The sequence below is a fragment of the Microbacterium sp. LWH3-1.2 genome, from assembly GCF_040675855.1.
In the GTDB taxonomy this organism is placed as follows: domain Bacteria; phylum Actinomycetota; class Actinomycetes; order Actinomycetales; family Microbacteriaceae; genus Microbacterium.
The window spans coordinates 222,900-238,812 of sequence record NZ_JBEGIK010000001.1 but is presented as its reverse complement, the minus strand read 5'-3'; the positions used below and the strand labels follow the sequence as shown (position 1 = coordinate 238,812).

The 15,913-nt window shown below is 65.2% G+C and carries 12 protein-coding genes and 2 pseudogenes; 7 read left to right on the top strand and 7 right to left on the bottom strand.

Features of this window, described 5'->3' with window-relative positions; translation table 11 throughout:
- Positions 1 to 19: 19 nt before the first annotated feature.
- Positions 20 to 703 (bottom strand): helix-turn-helix domain-containing protein, encoded by a 684-nt coding sequence (locus MRBLWH3_RS01155; protein WP_363427888.1) that lies wholly within the window; start codon positions 701 to 703, stop codon positions 20 to 22.
- Positions 704 to 964: 261 nt separating this feature from the next.
- On the opposite strand from MRBLWH3_RS01155, the gene MRBLWH3_RS01150 reads away from it, so the two are divergent.
- Complete coding sequence (locus MRBLWH3_RS01150) at positions 965 to 1,603, top strand: MBL fold metallo-hydrolase (protein WP_363427886.1); 639 nt, start codon at positions 965 to 967, stop codon at positions 1,601 to 1,603.
- A 110-nt stretch (positions 1,604 to 1,713) separates the two neighbouring features.
- Here the strand turns inward: MRBLWH3_RS01150 and MRBLWH3_RS01145 are convergent, their stop codons facing one another.
- The 4 genes from MRBLWH3_RS01145 to MRBLWH3_RS01130 all read right to left on the bottom strand — a co-directional run bounded on the left by MRBLWH3_RS01145 (position 1,714) and on the right by MRBLWH3_RS01130 (position 6,024).
- Positions 1,714 to 3,096, bottom strand: coding sequence for a M24 family metallopeptidase (locus tag MRBLWH3_RS01145; protein ID WP_363427884.1), 1,383 nt, complete (start codon positions 3,094 to 3,096; stop codon positions 1,714 to 1,716).
- A gap of 66 nt (positions 3,097 to 3,162) precedes the next feature.
- Entirely contained in the window at positions 3,163 to 4,038 is an 876-nt protein-coding gene (locus MRBLWH3_RS01140) for an NAD(P)-dependent oxidoreductase (RefSeq protein ID WP_363427882.1), read from the bottom strand.
- A 181-nt stretch (positions 4,039 to 4,219) separates the two neighbouring features.
- The gene (locus tag MRBLWH3_RS01135) at positions 4,220 to 4,783 is read right to left on the bottom strand and encodes a flavin reductase family protein (protein WP_363427880.1); all 564 of its coding nucleotides are present in this window, start codon (positions 4,781 to 4,783) and stop codon (positions 4,220 to 4,222) included.
- A 38-nt stretch (positions 4,784 to 4,821) separates the two neighbouring features.
- Positions 4,822 to 6,024 carry an acyl-CoA dehydrogenase family protein gene (locus tag MRBLWH3_RS01130; protein ID WP_363427878.1) on the bottom strand — a complete coding sequence of 401 codons (1,203 nt, stop codon included), beginning with the start codon at positions 6,022 to 6,024 and terminating at the stop codon, positions 4,822 to 4,824.
- A 227-nt stretch (positions 6,025 to 6,251) separates the two neighbouring features.
- Here MRBLWH3_RS01130 and MRBLWH3_RS01125 point away from each other — a divergent pair, with 227 nt between their 5' ends.
- A complete protein-coding gene (locus MRBLWH3_RS01125; protein ID WP_363427876.1) occupies positions 6,252 to 6,920 on the top strand; it encodes a flavin reductase family protein in 669 nt (222 codons plus the stop codon).
- Between the two features lie 211 nt (positions 6,921 to 7,131).
- On the opposite strand, the pseudogene MRBLWH3_RS01120 reads toward MRBLWH3_RS01125, so the two are convergent.
- Positions 7,132 to 7,284 (bottom strand): annotated as a pseudogene (locus MRBLWH3_RS01120) (helix-turn-helix domain-containing protein); the annotation flags it as partial.
- Positions 7,285 to 7,651: 367 nt separating this feature from the next.
- Positions 7,652 to 8,545, bottom strand: a pseudogene (locus MRBLWH3_RS01115) (IS5 family transposase).
- 243 nt (positions 8,546 to 8,788) lie between these two features.
- Here MRBLWH3_RS01115 and MRBLWH3_RS01110 point away from each other — a divergent pair.
- The 5 genes from MRBLWH3_RS01110 to MRBLWH3_RS01090 all read left to right on the top strand — a co-directional run bounded on the left by MRBLWH3_RS01110 (position 8,789) and on the right by MRBLWH3_RS01090 (position 15,836).
- Positions 8,789 to 10,933, top strand: a complete 2,145-nt coding sequence (locus MRBLWH3_RS01110) for an acetate--CoA ligase family protein (protein WP_363427874.1) — start codon at positions 8,789 to 8,791, stop codon at positions 10,931 to 10,933.
- Positions 10,934 to 11,499: 566 nt separating this feature from the next.
- Positions 11,500 to 12,849 (top strand): ABC transporter substrate-binding protein, encoded by a 1,350-nt coding sequence (locus MRBLWH3_RS01105; protein WP_363427872.1) that lies wholly within the window; start codon positions 11,500 to 11,502, stop codon positions 12,847 to 12,849.
- Positions 12,850 to 12,860: 11 nt separating this feature from the next.
- Positions 12,861 to 14,573 (top strand): amidohydrolase, encoded by a 1,713-nt coding sequence (locus MRBLWH3_RS01100; RefSeq protein WP_363435194.1) that lies wholly within the window; start codon positions 12,861 to 12,863, stop codon positions 14,571 to 14,573.
- Positions 14,574 to 14,662: 89 nt separating this feature from the next.
- Complete coding sequence (locus MRBLWH3_RS01095; protein ID WP_363427870.1) at positions 14,663 to 15,127, top strand: DUF3237 domain-containing protein; 465 nt, start codon at positions 14,663 to 14,665, stop codon at positions 15,125 to 15,127.
- Between the two features lie 118 nt (positions 15,128 to 15,245).
- Positions 15,246 to 15,836 (top strand): TetR/AcrR family transcriptional regulator, encoded by a 591-nt coding sequence (locus tag MRBLWH3_RS01090; RefSeq protein ID WP_363427868.1) that lies wholly within the window; start codon positions 15,246 to 15,248, stop codon positions 15,834 to 15,836.
- Positions 15,837 to 15,913: the final 77 nt, after the last annotated feature.

The window sequence follows — 15,913 nt, the reverse complement described above, 5'->3', positions numbered from 1 at the left end:
CATCACGCAGGCCTTGGACCTACTGGACATCCAGGGAGTCGAGTCGGCGCAGCACATCCACCGCGGAACGAGCGGGCGGACGCGCGGAACTCGACGTCTCTAGGGCGGACACCATGGTCTCTCCGTGGCGCCCGACGACGAACCAAATGCCTACTGCGGGAGTATCGCCTCGGTTCGCGGCGAGATGAGGCCTCGACGAATCGAAATGCCATGAGTCGCCCGCGTTCAGCTCGTACGTGTCGAACTCCACCTGCAGGTGGAGGGAGCCTTCGAGAAGATATGCGTACTCAAGGCCGACGTGCCGCATCAGCCGATTCTCGACCGAGCTGGAAGCGCCAGGCTGATACGTGACCAGGAGGACATCCGCGGGGCCGCCGGCTCCCATGGCGAGCTTCTCCCACCGGACGCCGTTCTCCATCTCGATGACCGGATTCTGTGTCGCGCGCTGCACGATCGATTCTTCCTTGGACAGAGGGAGTGGCGCAGTCCCGGCCGGCTCCAGCCCGAGGAGCTCGTCGACGGAAACGGAGAGCAACGTGGCAAGCGAGTACAGCGTCGCCACGGATGGCTGGCTCTTGCCGGTCTCTACTTGAGAAATGAGGCTCGCCGAGACCTTGAGTTCTTGTGCGACGGCACGCAGGCTCAGACCCTGCGCCTGACGATGGCGGCGGAGGCGGGTGCCGATTTCATTCTCCGTCGACATGGTTACCTACTCTGGTCAAACAGCGGGGGACGTGTTCAGTTTAGCGCGACGAAGAACAGCAAGGGGTTCACTTCGGAACGACACGCGGGAGCACGGCGCGGAAGCACGGACGCACATCTGCCGAGGAGCATGCCCGTCTCGGCCCACGGGAACCCATGGTCGAGATCTCGATATGGTATCCCCCTCTGTTGGCCGGCCCTCCGACCGAGGAATGGAACGCGGAGCTGTTCACTGGCCCCTCTGCCCCGATAGCATTGTTCAATGCTGCTTACAAAGTTCACTCACGCCACTGTACGGTTCGAGAAGGACGGGCACAGTATCATCACCGACCCCGGGACACTCAGCACGGAGGCGCCGGAACTCCTCACGAGCGCCCTGGGGGTCCTCGTGACACACGACCACTTCGATCACCTGGATGTCGACGCCGTGAAGGAGGCGCTCGCGGTGAACCCGCAGCTCCAGGTGTACGGGCCCGTCGGGCTCGCGGAACTCCTGGGATCCGACGACCGTGTCACGGAGGTGAGCCCTGGCGATTCCTACGACATCGGCCCCTTCTCCGTGAGGGCATTCGGAGGGACGCACGCCGCGGTTCACCCGGACCTGCCGCCCGCGCGCAACATCTCGTACCTCGTGGACGGCCGGGTCTTCCATCCCGGCGACTCATACGAACTCCCGGGCGTTCCCGTCGACACTCTGCTGATGCCCACGAGCGGCCCGTGGACGTCGATCGGGAAGGCGATCGACTTCATCCGGGGAGTCGCTCCCGCTCGGGCGATCCAGATCCACGAGGTCGAGCTCAGTGAACTGGGCCAGGAGTATGCGCTGTACTTCCTCGGCGTGGACGGTGTCGGCGGAGTGCCGATCTCCAAGCTGCCCTACGGCGAGTCCGTCGACGCGTGACCCTGACGGTCAGCGGCCGGCGTGGGGCCACCTGACCGGAATGTCCACAGAGGCACGGACGGCCCGGCGATGCGATCGCAACGCCAAGCCGTCCGTGCCTGGGCTTCGCGTCAGGCCTTTGCCTGGCCCCAAGGCGTGTTGAGGTGGGACTGAGAGTCGCGGACATTGTTGAGCGGCCCCCCCACGGCGATGTATCGCGGTCCCGCGATAAGGAGCTTCTCGGCCGGGAACTTGGTGATGACCTCGCACCCGTCCGCCGTCACGACGACTTCCTCCTCGATGCGCGCCGCGCCCCAGCCGTCGGCTGACGGCCAATAGGTCTCGAGCGCGAAGACCATGCCCTCCTTCAGCTCCTCTGGGTGGTCGAAGGACGTCAGCCGCGAGAAGATCGGCTTCTCCCAGATCGAGAGGCCGACCCCATGGCCGTACTGCAGCGCGAAGGCGGCCTCCTCGTCGCCGAAACCGAACTCTTGCGCGGTGGGCCAGACCGCGCAGATGTCGGCAGTCGTCGCGCCGGGACGCACGAGAGCGATCGCGCGATCCATGTACTCGCGAGCTCGTGTGTACGCGTCCTCTTGGGCGCTTGAGGCCGACCCTACGGCGAAGGTGCGGTAATAGCACGTCCGGTACCCGTTCCAGCTGTGCAGGATGTCGAAGAACGCGGGGTCTCCGGGACGAATGAGGCGGTCGCTGAAGACGTGGGGATGAGGGGAGCAGCGCTCTCCGGAGATCGCGTTGACGCCTTCGACGTACTCAGACCCGAGGTCGTACAGCGTCTTCGCCACGAGCCCGACGGCCTCGTTCTCGCGGACACCTGGGCGCAGGAAGCGGTACAGCTCCTCGTAAGCCGCGTCGACCATGGACGCTGCCTGCGTGAGCAGGCGGATCTCGTCGGAAGTCTTGATGCGGCGCGCTTCCAGGAACACCTGCTGACCGTCGACGACCCTGATGCCGGCTCGTTGGAGAGCGAACAGGACGGGGAGCTCGATCACGTCGACGCCGAGGGGCTCGTTCGCAACCCCGAACTTCTCGAGCTCTCGCTTTATCTTGCGAGCGACCCCGTCGGCGATGCCGGCGTCGACGGGGAAGGCGCCCCGCAGGGTCGAGATGCCCGCCCGGGCACCCGACTCGAGCCGCGGCCTCTTCGTCCCCTCGTGTGGGCTGTGGGGATCGGCATCCATCTCGGATGAGGTGACGTCGAGCCAGGGATTGTAGAGAGCGTGGTGCTTGGCCGCTGATCCGAAGTCCCACGAGATGGGGTCGGTGTTGCGTGTCAGCAAACTGAAGCGGATGAGCTTGTCCATCGCCCAGGTTCCGATGTGGGTGGACGTCATATAACGGATGTTCGAAAAGTCGAATGCCAGGACGGCTCCCAGCTCCGATCGCTGCAGCTCCGCCTTCAAACGGGCGAGTCGCTCGTCGCGAAGCCGGTCGAAATCGACCCGCGCCTCCCAGTCGACACCGTTCGTGCCCGTGGTACCGGTGTTCTTCATGTCACTCCTTCGGACGGGGCACCTGCGCCCCGTGGGATATCGGGTAGGGCGCGATCGCGGCGCGCGTCACGATGCGGTCGCCCGCCCGAGTTCGGCGATGACCGACCAGTCCAGACCCGCGAGCTGGGGGTCAGCCAGCGCGGTCTCGAACCGCGCGCGCAGAACCGGCGCCGTCGGCAACTCAACGCGCCTCTCCGCGGCGAGCTGCTCAGCGAGACTCAGATCCTTCAGGCCGAGCGCGACGGTGAAGCCCGGCGGGTCATAGCGCCTGTCCGCGATGATGCGGCCGTAGACCCGGTGAATGGGCCCGCCGAAGAAGGTGGTCGTGAACAGATCTACGAAGTCCGACCCGTTGACGCCTTCCGCCTCGACGAGCGCGATTCCCTCAGCCATGGACTCCAGGGCATGGAGCAGCATGAAATTCATCGCGACCTTCACGGCGTTGGCCTGTCGTGGCGACTCTCCGAGGTACCACCGCTTGACGCTGGCGAAGGCGAGCAGAGGATCGACCTCCGCCACGGCGTGTTGGGGTCCTGCGACGAGGATGTTCAGGGCGCCCTCTGCGGCCACCTCGGGTCGACCCAGGACCGGCGCCGCGATGTAGGTCACACCCGCATCGGCAAACCGGCGGGTGAGAAGATCTGCCATCTGGGCGCTGACGGAGGCCAGGTTCACGTGTACGCGGCCGTACGCGGCGGCCCCGATGTTCGCGCGGCTCAGGACGGCGTCGGCGGCTGAGTCGTCCGCCAGCATGGAGAACGAGACCGGCGCCGCGAGAGCCTCCGCCGCAGAATCCGCTTGTGTCAGTCCAGCGCTGAGCAGCTCACTGTCCGGGGCGAGCCGTGTCCGGTTCCAGACCACGATCGGTGATCCCGACCGAGCTACGCGTAGTGAAATGGCCGCTCCCATGCGGCCCAGGCCCAAGAAACCGATGTGGTTCATGCTGAGCCCCTCCTTTCTCGTTCTGACAACCTGGAAATCGCGTCGAACTGGACCGTCGCTCCGTTGAAGAGCGACTCGACGCCGATCACGGTGCCTGCGGGGGGGGGCCAGGTGCGACATCGCGCGGGCCTTCCCGATGCGTCGAGCGGGATGAAGTCTGCGCGCTGTCTCGCTTCGTACGTCAGTCGTCGCGCCCATACACCCTGTGGAAGGGGGGAGCCGCAGTCGTGGGCAGCTCGGTCTTCCCGTTGATCACATGCCACCGCCGATTGTGATAGACCAACGGCGCCGGCTCGCCCGCCTCATCCTCGACGTGAGGTTTCGCCTCGATCGCCTCGACGATGAGCACCGTCGACCCGTGCACGTCGATGCGTTGCACGACGCGGCCACGCAGCCACGTCACCCCCGGATAGTACGGCTCGCCGGTCGGTAGCCGCCCCCATTCGATGTCGCTTCCGAACCGCGCGGCACCGCTACGCGACCCGAGTCTGGCAAGCGCGACATGGTCGGCCGCGAGTAGGTGCACGACGACCGTCTCCGCCCTGCAGATGGTCGGGGTGCTCGACGAGATCGCCGAGGCCGAGAACATCAACGTCGGTGGGTTGATGGAGATCGACGCCACCGAACTCACCGTCATGGCCACCGGTCCGTCGCCCGCGTCAGCGGTGACGACGGCTACGCCGGCGGGGTGCGAGCGGAACGCGAAACGGAACTCCTCAGCGGAAGTTCGTGGTTCTGCCTCCATTGACATCCTCCGTACCTCTTCCTGACTCGACGCGGCCGTCACACGATGGGAAGCACGAAGCGGGCATCGTCCTCGCGTCCGAGCAGAACCTTGCCGTACGCCTCGTACCCGCTCGCGCCGAGCGTGTGACCATGCGTGGCAGCGGTAGCCTGGTCACGCCAGATCCGCTGCAGAGAAGACGCCTCCGCGAAGCCGCTCGAGCCGTGTGCCGTCACCAGGTCGTTGATCACGGCTGTGATCGTCTCGACCACCCACGCCGCTTTCGCTCGCATCTCGATGCGGGTCGCGTAAGGAGCGTAGTAGTCGCGATCGGCCCCGGCGTAGATCTCATCGGCGACCTGCTGCGCGACCGACTCGGCGGCGCTCAGGTTGACGCTCGCTCTCGCGATCACCGACTGGAAGATGCTGGAATCTGCCTGCTTCTCGTACCCGGTATACGGGATGGACTTCGTGTCGGCGTGGGAGATGAGGAAGTCGAGTGCTGCGCGCCCCATGCCCAGATGGGGCCCGACCAGCTTCATGAACAGCGACGGGACGAAGACCGTCCGATACGTTGTCTCGGTGTTGCTGCCGAGGTGGTCACCCTCGACGGCCGCGGTCAACGGCAAGACGCGGTGAGCAGGTACGAACACGTCCTGCGCGATTTGCGTGACGCTCGATGTGGACCTCATTCCGGCGACATGCCAATTGTCTTCGGAGGACAGATCAGAAGCGGGAATTAGTGCCAAGCCCGCGTCGACGATCTCGCCGGCACCGTTCCTTAGCGGGATGCCCAGAAGGGACCAGTTCGCGTGCGTGCTGCCGGTGCCGTAGGCCCACTTCCCGGAGACCCGGTATCCGCCGTCGGTGGGAGTGGAATCCGACGTCGTGGCCAGCACGATCGAGACGAGACGGTTCCCGTCTGCATCGTTGCCCCAGACGTCCGCCTGAGCGCGGTCGTCCATCAGGCTAAGGACCCAGGCCCCCGAGTCGAGAATGCCGAACATCCACGCGAGGCTTCCATCTCCGCGTGCGACTGCGCGAGCGACGGCGATCGACTCGCGGGTATTCGCAGCGAGTCCACCGAACTTCTCGGGGGCGGAGACGGCGAACGCCCCTGTGCCCACCAGTGCCGCGAACGCCTCGTCGTCCACATGGCGCGTCTGATCACCGCTTCGGCCGCTGGCGACGAGCAGTGGTCGCAGCGCGTCGATCTTGGAGATGATCGTGGACACCTGCGATCGGATCTCTGCCTCACCCATGTCTTGCTCGCTTTCGGCTTGGACGTGGTGATATTCGTTCATCACAAAATGACAGAGTCGGTGGGTTCTGTCAATTTGTACTGGACATCGAGCCTCTGACTGGACACGTCGACGCCAGGGGCGTGGCGCAGCAGAAGCGATGGCGCCCCCGTTCGTTAAGTGATTCCACATGAGGGAGTGGTAGGTGTTCACTGAGGGTCTTGACACACCAGAACTGTTCATTGAGAATGAACGCTACGAAGTTCTTGGCCGAGGGCCATACCGCCCGAGCCGCCAGGATAAGACCCGGTTGTGGAAGTGCAACCGCACTGAACGGAGACGCAAGCATGGTTACAGCGACTTCAGTGGACAGAGAGAGGTCAGCGATCGTGGAGCAGACAGCTCAAGCCGTATCGGCGGATCAGTTCAAGAGCGCCTTTCGAAACCATCCGGCCGGGGTCGCCGTGGTCTCCGCCAGTGCGGGCGGTGTGAACGCTGCTCTCACCGTCAGTTCGCTCTCCTCTTTGAGCGCAGAGCCTCCTCTCCTCGTCTTCTCCGTCTCGGACATCTCGTCGAGCACTCCCGTCGTGCTCGCTGCAGAGACGGTCGTCGTGCACATGCTCGACGCGGGGTGCGCGTGGCTGGCGAAGCTCGGCGCCGAGCGCGGCGCTGACCGATTCAGGGACGCGGAGCAGTGGGACGTGCTGCCCGGAGGCGAGCCCTTCTTCGTCGGCGCCCCCGTGATCGTCCGCGCGCGGATGGTCGACCGCGTGCGCGCCGGCTCGTCGACTCTCTGCATCGTAGAGGCGGTCGAGATCGTCGACCGGGGCGAGGCGGAGTCGGATGCGGCGCGGCCGCTCGTCTACCACAACCGCACGTGGCATGAACTAAGCCCGGCCTCGACTCTGGCATTCTGACCGATCGGGGTGAGTGCGAGCTGACTCCCGTACGCTGACACGACGTCCACGGACGAAAGCGCCCTTGCCCACCCCGTAGGCGAAGTCGTCGATCGCGACGGTGGCGATCGACGACTTCGCCGGCGACTGGAGCGCAGCCGGAGCCCATCCCTGCGCAGAGCATCGATCTCACTCTCCGGCGGGATCCGCCCCCGATCGGTCGGGGTCGACCGCGCGTCTTCGGACCCAACCCGTCTTCGCCGTCCCGTCGATAGATGCTCGTCCAGTTGGCGATGGTGCTGGGCGACGGAAGGTCGTACTCTTCGGCAAGAAATCTTCCCGGTGCCTCGCAACGGCTCGCCGCTGATCGAGATATGCGATCCATCGTCTTGCAAGGAACCGCCGGCATAGGCGTTTGCTTCAGATCGGGACACTCGCCACGCGCTAGGCGAGGAGCAGATCTTGTCGCGATTCTGGCTGGCGTAGACGCCGGCAAGTACCAACATCACTGCGTACTCATCGACGACGACGGCAAGCAGTCGTTATCGCGCGGAGTGTGCCGAATGACGAGCGCGAGCTGCTCTACATCCTCGGACGAACAATGCGCCACGCTTCCAGGACCTATCGAGGCGATGGCATTCCGATGCGCAGGACGCGGAGGACTTCGAAGTAGTGGTCCAGCTGGATCGACTCGCCGCCGCGGGCGGCGACCCGCCCGTGACGGGCGACAGCAGTGCGGCCGTCGAAGACGTCTAGGGCGTGTCTGACAATGACTTTGTCCATGCGATGACGGCGTTGAGGACACGGCGGCGCGGTAGGTGACGGCGTGTTTGTCGAAGCGGGTGGCGAGGCCGCGCCATTGCTTGGTGGGGCAGTAGCGGCGCTCGATCACGTTGCGGTTCTTGTAGTCCGCGACGTCGAGCCCGACCGGCCTGCCGCCGCGTGACCCGCGGCGCTTGCGGTGGCCCTTCTGATCGTCGGGCTCGGGGATCACCGCCTTGATCCCGCGGGAGCGGAGGTGCCCGCGGATCGCGCGAGACGAGTACGCCTTGTCACCGCGGACCGCGTCCGGACGAGTCCGCGGCCGGCCAACGTCGCGACCGACCCGCAGTTGCGCCATCAGCGGCAGGAACATCGGTGAGTCGCCGGCCTGCCTCGGCGTGATCAGCGTGACCAGTGGCAGCCCGTTGCCGTCGACGAGCTGATGGATCTTCGTCGACAGCCCGCCGCGGGAGCGGCCGATCCCATGATCAGGCGGCTCGATCAGCAGATTCGTGTAGTTCGACCCAGCCCCCTGTGGTGCGGGTCGTGTTCGTCGCGTGCTGATGCGCGCGGGCGACGGTCGAGTCCACCGACAGCTACCAATCGATCAACCCCGCCGCGTCGGCCGCGGCGGTCAGCTTCGCGTGCACCTTGTCCCAGGTGCCGGCAGCGGCCATCCGGTGATGCCACGTCCACACCGTCTGCCACGGCCCGAACACCTCCGGCAAGTCCCGCCACGCGATCCCGCACCGGTACCGGTAGATGATCGCCTCGACCATCAGCCTCGCGTCAGAGAACTTCCGCCCCGGCCGCCCGGTCGGCCGCGGCAACATGTCCTCGATCAACGACCACTGAGCATCCGAGAGCAACCGAAACCGCGACACCCATCAAGACTCTCAGCCACAGTCCTCAACCTTTTTCAGACACGCCCTAGCTCGGACGCACGCAGCGGGACGCGCACCTGCCGGCCGACCAGGCAGGCGGGCGGGCGGGGACGGCGTAGCGGGGCCATCCGCAGTTCGACGTCGTCCCTCCGGCTCGGCGACGTCATCTCGACTTTTATATAGCATCTGATGCAAAAAAGAGCCATAATCAGGAGACCCTTATCCACTCCCGAAAGGTCTACTGTGACCGAGCAGTTGCGTGCCCACCCGAGTTCTCTAGCGGCGATGATGAAGCCCGCGAGCGTCGCGATCATCGGCGCGTCCAGTTCGCGCTCGAACGCAACCGGCAACCAGGTCATCCGCAATCTGCGCGCCAGCGCGTATCCGGGTCGGATCGTCGTCATCAACCCGGCGGGCGGGCGCATCGAAGGGGTGGAGGCCGTGACGACGGCTCAAGAGGCAGGAGCAGTCGACCTCGTCGTCGTCGCCGTTGCTCCGCAGGCAGTCGTCGCCGCGGTGCGCGGCGCGCGCGAGGCAGGCGCCCGAGCGGCCCTCGTGATGAGCGTGGGCATGTCCTCGGCCGACCTGGTTGAACTCGCGTCGTTCGCCCACGACTCGGGCATGCCGGTGCACGGGCCGAACTGCATGGGCTTGATCAATGTCGCCGACGATGTGATGCTGTGGGCGGATGAGGGGATTCTCGCGGGACTCCCCGCCGGTCCGGTCGCGCTGATCTCGCAGTCCGGCTCCGGCGCCATCTTCGTGGCCCGCTCGATGACCGGCGTGGGGTTCTCGCACGTGGTGTCCACGGGGAGCGAGGCGTGCACCACTACCGCCGACTACATCGACTTCCTTGTGGATGATGACGCGACAGGCGTGATCGGCGTCATCATCGAGTCGGTGGGCGCCGCCGACCGCTTCGCGCAGGCCGTCGAAAGAGCTCGCGAGGCCGGCAAGCCGGTCGTGGCTCTGAAAGTGGGGCGAAGCCGAGCGGGTGCCATCGCGACGGTCGCGCACACCGGCGCGATGATGTCAGAGGACCGCGTCGTCGCGGCCTTCTTCGACCGAATCGGTGTGCCGCTTGTCCACGATTACGACACGCTCGCGGCCACATTGGAACTGCTGGCTCACCATCGACACAAAGCCTTCGGAACCGCAAGAATTGCTGCGATCACGATCTCGGGCGGCCAAGCCGCCCTGGCCGCCGATCTGGCGGACTCAGCGGGCGCGGCTCTCGCCCCCCTGAGCGCTGAAACCCGGGCGATGCTGCAGGAAGCACTGCCCGGCGCTGGAATCAACAATCCCCTCGACGCTGGCGGCAGCGAGAGCGTGAAGGACGATTGGTACGGCCGCTGCCTGGATCTGCTCGCTGAAGACCCCACGGTCGATGTGTTGCTTGTCATCACGGATTCGCAGGCGAGTTTGAACGACGTCGAGATCAGCTACGAGGACGAAATCGTGGCTGACGCACGCGCTGCCGCGCTTCGGCACGCCAAGCCGTTCGTCTTGGCGTCCAGCTCGTCGCTGTCCCTCCACCCCAGCCGCGTCGCTTCCACCGATGATCCGTTTCCTCACATTCGTGGGATCGGCAACGCCCTGACGGCGATCGTCGGCGCGGCTGAGGCCCTTTCGCCGGGACTCGACGAAGCGCCGCGGCCGTCAGGTCTGCCGCAGGGTTCGGAACTCGAGGAACTCCGATCCCTCGTGCGCGCTTCTGGCGGGAGAATCGCCAACGGCGTAGGCGAGCAATTGCTGCTCGCCTACGGCATCAGGAGCGCGCCGTCGATACGGACCGGTTCTGTTGAAGAAGCTGCCGCTTGGGCGGACTCAGTCGGATACCCCGTCGTCTTGAAAGTCGACTCACCGGACATACCTCACCGCACCGAGGTGGGAGGAGTGGTCGTCGGGATCCCAAGCTCGGCAGCGCTGCGAATCGAGTGGGCAGAGATGTTCGAGCGCATCCGGCTGTCACATCCTGAAGCAGTGTTGATCGGTGCCGAAGTTCAGCGTCAGTTGCCGACCGGTATCGAGGCGATCGTCGGAGCCGTGAGCGATCCGGCCATTGGTGCAACGGTTGGTGTCGGACTCGGGGGCGTACTCGTCGAGCTTCTCCGTGACACGGAGTCGGTATTCGCGCCCGCCTCACCTGGCGCTGTGAAGAGGGCCCTCGGCATGACCCGGCTGGGTCAGCTGCTGGATGGCTATCGCGGAATCAACCCGATTGTCGACGATGGCCCGCTGATCGACACCGTGGTGCGAGTCTCTTGGCTCATGCAGGATTTCCGTGGACTGATCGCGGAGTTGGAGGCCAATCCCATCCTGATCGATCCGGAAACCGGCCGAGCGTTCGCTGTGGATGTGTTGCTCGTGCCGGTATCGGGCGCGTGAGGCTGACGAGATGGCGCAATTCCGTGACCTGCGCAACGAAATCACGGGGTCTCATCGGACCGCGGGCGCGGCGACCGTGGCGCCTAGACGTCGGCAGCGGCTCCAACGAGCTCGACGACCGACACCGCGCTCAGCCGTGGCGGCTTATGGAGTTCAGCGTAAGGCGACGGTTGCTTTTTGCATAGCAGTTGTTCTATAAAAGTCCCAACGCAAGACATTCGAGGCGGAACGGCACGTAGATGAAGCGAGAGACGATGTGGCATCGAACGCGTCGGCACCGGACCAGTTCGCGCGCGTCCGCGGCGCTGCTGCTGAGCGGGATGCTGGTCGTCGTTGCCTCGGCATGCGCGCCTGGCGCAACCCCTCCCTCGGCAGAGGTGCCGGTGCTGAGCCGAATGCCTGCAGGGGAGGGGCCAGTCTCGCAAGTGGTCTGGAATCTTCCCGAAGGCGAGCCACCCACCTTGGACCCGAAGGACGCGGCGACGTACTCGGGAGCGACGGTGGTCTCGAATCTTTGCGACCCTCTCCTCGCAATCGACGAAGATTACAATCTGCGTCCCAATCTGGTGAGTTTCACCGCGCCGGACCCGCTCACCCTCGTCTACGCGCTCGAACCGGAGGCGGCGTTCTGGAACGGCAATCCCGTGACGGTCGACGACATCGTGTTCAGCCTGAAGCGAGCCGCTGACCCCGCCTCGATCACGTCCTTTCTCTTCGCCAACGTGGCGGAGATCGAGGCGACTGGTGAGCGTGCGGTGCGGGTGACGTTCTCTCGGCCCGACGTCATGTTCAACGCAGAGATGGCGACGTTCGCAGGCTCGGTCGTGGAGCGCGAGTTTGCCGAAGCGGCCGGGCCGGCGTTCGGAACCCCCGCAGGCGGAATCATGTGCAGCGGCCCGTATTCGCTCGCCTCCTGGGAACCCGGCGACAGCATCGTCCTGGAAAGGAATCCCGCCTACTGGAACAGCGACGTCCAGTCACTGGTGGAGCGAGCGAAGTTCACCTTCGTCACCGACAGCACGGCGTCGACGCAAGCTCTCTCGACCGGCGAGATCGACGGATCGTACCAGATCGATCCATCCGCGATCCCGGTCCTCAAGGACGCCGCCGAAGGCAGCCTCGTCTTCGGGCCCTCGATGGAGAGTCTGCAGCTCTACGTCGCCCGCCCCGACGGACCCCTCGCCGACGTCGACCTGCGGCGCGCGCTGCAGCAGAGCATCGACCGCGCGGCGCTCGCAGCGACGGTCTACAACGGAGCCGCCGAGCCGTTGTACACCGCGCTGACGCCGCGCACCTGGCCCAACGCGCAGCGCGAGACCTATTCCGGGGCGTACGCGAGGTGGGAGGAAGAACGCCAGTACGACCCCGCCAGTGCTCAGTCGCTCGTTGACGGGTCCACCTACAGCGGCGATCGGATCGTGCTGGGCATTCCAGCGGGTCAGGCAACCATCTCGAGCGTCGCGCAACTGCTCCAGCAGCAGTCGAAGGCGATCGGCATCGACATCGAGATCAAAGATGTTCAGTCGCTCGACTACGCCACCGCGGCATACGACGAGCAGGCACGTACGCGGCTCGGGGTGGATCTGACGATCGGCACGTCGTTCAACGCCGCTGCCGAGCCGCTCGAACCGCTGGGGTTCACATTGTCCGAGGGTGCGCCGTACAACTACACCAACTTCAGCGATGCGACCGTGTCAGCACTGCTCGAAGAGGCGCGCGGAACACTCGACCCAGACCGTCGAGCCGAACTCATCGTCGAAGCTCAGGACATCGCGGAGGAATCCTCCGCCACCATCCCGCTCTTGAGTCTGTCCACCACGACGTTCGTGAATTCTCGTCTCGGGGGAGCGATCACCTCGTTCGCTTACATGTCGATGCCGACCATCGCGTACCTCGGGGGAATGACAGCAGAGTGAGTACCGTGACCATGTCGAACCCTCCGCAGTCACGCCCGGTGTTGAACCACGTCCTGACCAACGGCATAGTTCGAACCTCCGATGCAGCTCTGACCGATGGTGACACCGTCATCGTCCGCGACGGCCGGATCGACTGGGTGGGAAAGAGCACCGATGCTCCCGATTGGGGGGAGCTCCCCGTTGTCGATCTGGGTGGGAAGACGATCATTCCCGGAATCATCGATGCGCACTCGCACCCGGGACTGGTGGCCATGAGCCGGTGGCACGTCGCGCTCCCGCGTACGGAGGATCTGGACGAACTGCTCGCGTTCATCCGTGAGTACGGTCAGCTCCACCCGAAGGAGGAGTGGCCGTACCTGTACTTCGAGTACTACTCGCCCACCATCTTCGGTGAAGGAGGCCCCACCAAGGAACTGCTCGACCGCGCGATCTCGGATCGTCCGGTGCTGTGCCAAGACGCGGGGGACCACGCGTGCTGGGTCAACACTCGAATGCTGGAGATGCTCGGAATCGATCAGGCCACGCCCGATCCGGAGCCGGCGGGGCTTGAACGGTTCGTCCGCAGCGCGTCCGGAGAGCCGACCGGCCTGGTCCTCGAGAACGCTCATGTTCCCCGTCTGCCGGTCATGTACAAGGCGCTCGGCTGGTCGCCACCCGAAGATCCCACGCCCGAGACGATCACTCCGGTTCTCGAGTTCCTCTCGAGCAAGGGTGTCGTCGCAGTGTTCGATGCCCTGATCGAGAGTCCGGAAGTCGTAGACGCGATGGTGGAGATCGACCGGCGGGGCGATCTGCCGATGCACTACGAGGGAGCGATCAGATTCCGATCGATGGCCGACCTGCCCGACGCGCTGAACATGGTGCGTCGTCTCGACGCCAAGCGGGTGTCGGAGCGGACCCGCGTTCGCACGGTGAAGCTGTTCCTGGACGGCACGAACGAACTAGGAAGCAGCGCGGTTCTCGAGCCGCTGCTCAGCGACGACAACTCGGGCGAGCTCGGCGCGATCCAGATGGAGACCGACGAACTCGTCGGATGCCTCGAGCTGTGCAACCGCGCCGGCATCGATCTGCACATTCACATGGTGGGGGACCGAGCATTCCGAACGGGCTGCGATGCGGTCGAACAGGCGCTGCGATCGCCGGAGCGCGCTGACCATCCGTGGAGCATCCAGGTCACATTCGCCCATTGCGAGCTGATCGATCCGTCCGACATGGGCCGGCCCGCAGAGCTCGGGATCATCCTCAACTGGACCAATCATTGGTCGGGCGGGTACTTCGGCGACGAAGCGATCCATCACCTGGGTGAGGCGCGCTGGAACCGTATGTACGACTTCAACGTCGTCGCGGACGCCGGGGCGGTACTGACGTTCTCGAGCGACGTGGTGTCCAGCGCTGAGCTTCATCGCGCAGACCCGTTCTTCGGGATGCAGGTCGCCGCCACACGCGTCGACCCCGAAACACCATTGGATTCCTCGCGGTGGCCCGCGGCGGTACGCCCTCGAGCCGATTCCGTCCTCGACATCGACAGGCTCCTGCTGGGCTACACCGCGCACGCAGCACTCCAGCTTCGGATCGCACATGAGTTCGGCACGATTTCGCCCGGCAAACCAGCACACCTGGTGGTCCTCGACCGTGACCCGTTCTCGACGCCTTCGTCCGAACTCGCTCAGATCACGCCGACCGCAGTGGTCTTCGAGGGACGGGTCGTCTCCGGTGCCCTGTGACGCTCATGATCACCGCGTGGACGCAGAGGTGGCTCATCCCGCGTCCGCCTCGACAACTTTCCGCCTTACACACCGTTGAAGGAGTCCCCGTGACCAATGCTCCCACCCCCGCGCTGGAGTTCGTCTTCGAGCTGTTCATCGACGTCGACGAAGGCTGGCACATCGGACGTGGCCCCGATGAGAAGCTGTGGTTCACGCCGGTGACCGGTGGCAGGATCTCAGGTCCTCGCCTCTCCGGCTCTGTCGTGCCCGGCGGCGGCGATTGGTCGACCAAGCGCCTGGACACGACGCAGGTCGAGGCGCGCTATCTCATCCGCGCTGAGGACGGCTCTATCATCGACATCGTCAATCGCGGCTACTTCCGGGCCAGCCCGGATGTTGAAGCGCGGCTGGATGCGGGAGAACGAGTCGACGAGAACGAGTACTACTTCCGCACAGCGTTCACGTTCCGTACTGATGCGCCGGCGCATCGGTGGTTGGCCGAGAGTCAGTTCGTGGGTTTCGCACGCGATGAGGAAGGCCAGATCCGTATCCGCGTCTACCTGCTCCCTTAGCGGCAGAGCGGAGCATCTCCGCGACGTATCGCCGCTAGCATTGGCCGCCGGGCGGCCAGCGGTCGCTCATCGAACGGCGAGCGGCCGCAGCTGGACTTCGAATGGAGGACTCGACCGAATGCCCAAGATCGTGGACCACAAGGAGCGGAAGCACGAGATCAGTGTCGCGGCGATGCGTGTACTTGCCCGGAGCGGACCTGATGGTCTGACGTTGCGGGCGCTTGCCCGCGAGCTGAACGGCTCGATCACGCTGGTCACACATTTCTACGCAGACCGTCAGACCCTCCTTGAGGGAATCATCGACGAGCTCTCGACGAACTACGACGAAGATCTGGCATCGATTCCGGCGGGTAGCAACAGGATCGAAGATCTCCGTGCATACCTGCTTTGGATGGTCCCCCAGACCCCTGAGGAGGTCGATGTGGAGCGCTGCCGAGTCGCGCTCGTTCACTCGGCCGACAATCCCGCTATCGCGCGGTTCTTCGCATCTATGGAGGCGAAGGCGCGCGCGGCATTCGAGGAGCGGCTCGAGGGGCTCGTTGCCCCGGCTGAGATTCCCGGGGCGGTTGATTTCCTCCGTGCCCTTGTCAACGGTGCTGTGCTGTCTGCGGTCGAGCACCCCGAGATCTGGACTCCGGAACGGCAATTCCGCGTCGTCGACTTCGGACTGAGCGCACTTGGCCTGATGCGCGTGAGCGCGCAGGGCTAGACGGCATGTAGTGGCCGCATTCTGGTGAGACGGTCGCGGGACGGGGCCCCGCTCATAAAGCTCGTGTTACCGGGCGG

Bases quoted from the DNA above. Each gene is read 5' to 3' on its own strand.
- MRBLWH3_RS01100 (WP_363435194.1), top strand. From the start codon at position 12,861: ATGTCGAACCCTCCGCAGTCACGCCCGGTGTTGAACCACGTCCTGACC.
- MRBLWH3_RS01150 (WP_363427886.1), top strand. From the start codon at position 965: ATGCTGCTTACAAAGTTCACTCACGCCACTGTACGGTTCGAGAAGGAC.
- MRBLWH3_RS01155 (WP_363427888.1), bottom strand. From the start codon at position 703: ATGTCGACGGAGAATGAAATCGGCACCCGCCTCCGCCGCCATCGTCAG.
- MRBLWH3_RS01135 (WP_363427880.1), bottom strand. From the start codon at position 4,783: ATGGAGGCAGAACCACGAACTTCCGCTGAGGAGTTCCGTTTCGCGTTC.
- MRBLWH3_RS01145 (WP_363427884.1), bottom strand. From the start codon at position 3,096: ATGAAGAACACCGGTACCACGGGCACGAACGGTGTCGACTGGGAGGCG.
- MRBLWH3_RS01090 (WP_363427868.1), top strand. From the start codon at position 15,246: ATGCCCAAGATCGTGGACCACAAGGAGCGGAAGCACGAGATCAGTGTC.
- MRBLWH3_RS01125 (WP_363427876.1), top strand. From the start codon at position 6,252: ATGAACGCTACGAAGTTCTTGGCCGAGGGCCATACCGCCCGAGCCGCC.
- MRBLWH3_RS01140 (WP_363427882.1), bottom strand. From the start codon at position 4,038: ATGAACCACATCGGTTTCTTGGGCCTGGGCCGCATGGGAGCGGCCATT.
- MRBLWH3_RS01130 (WP_363427878.1), bottom strand. From the start codon at position 6,024: ATGGGTGAGGCAGAGATCCGATCGCAGGTGTCCACGATCATCTCCAAG.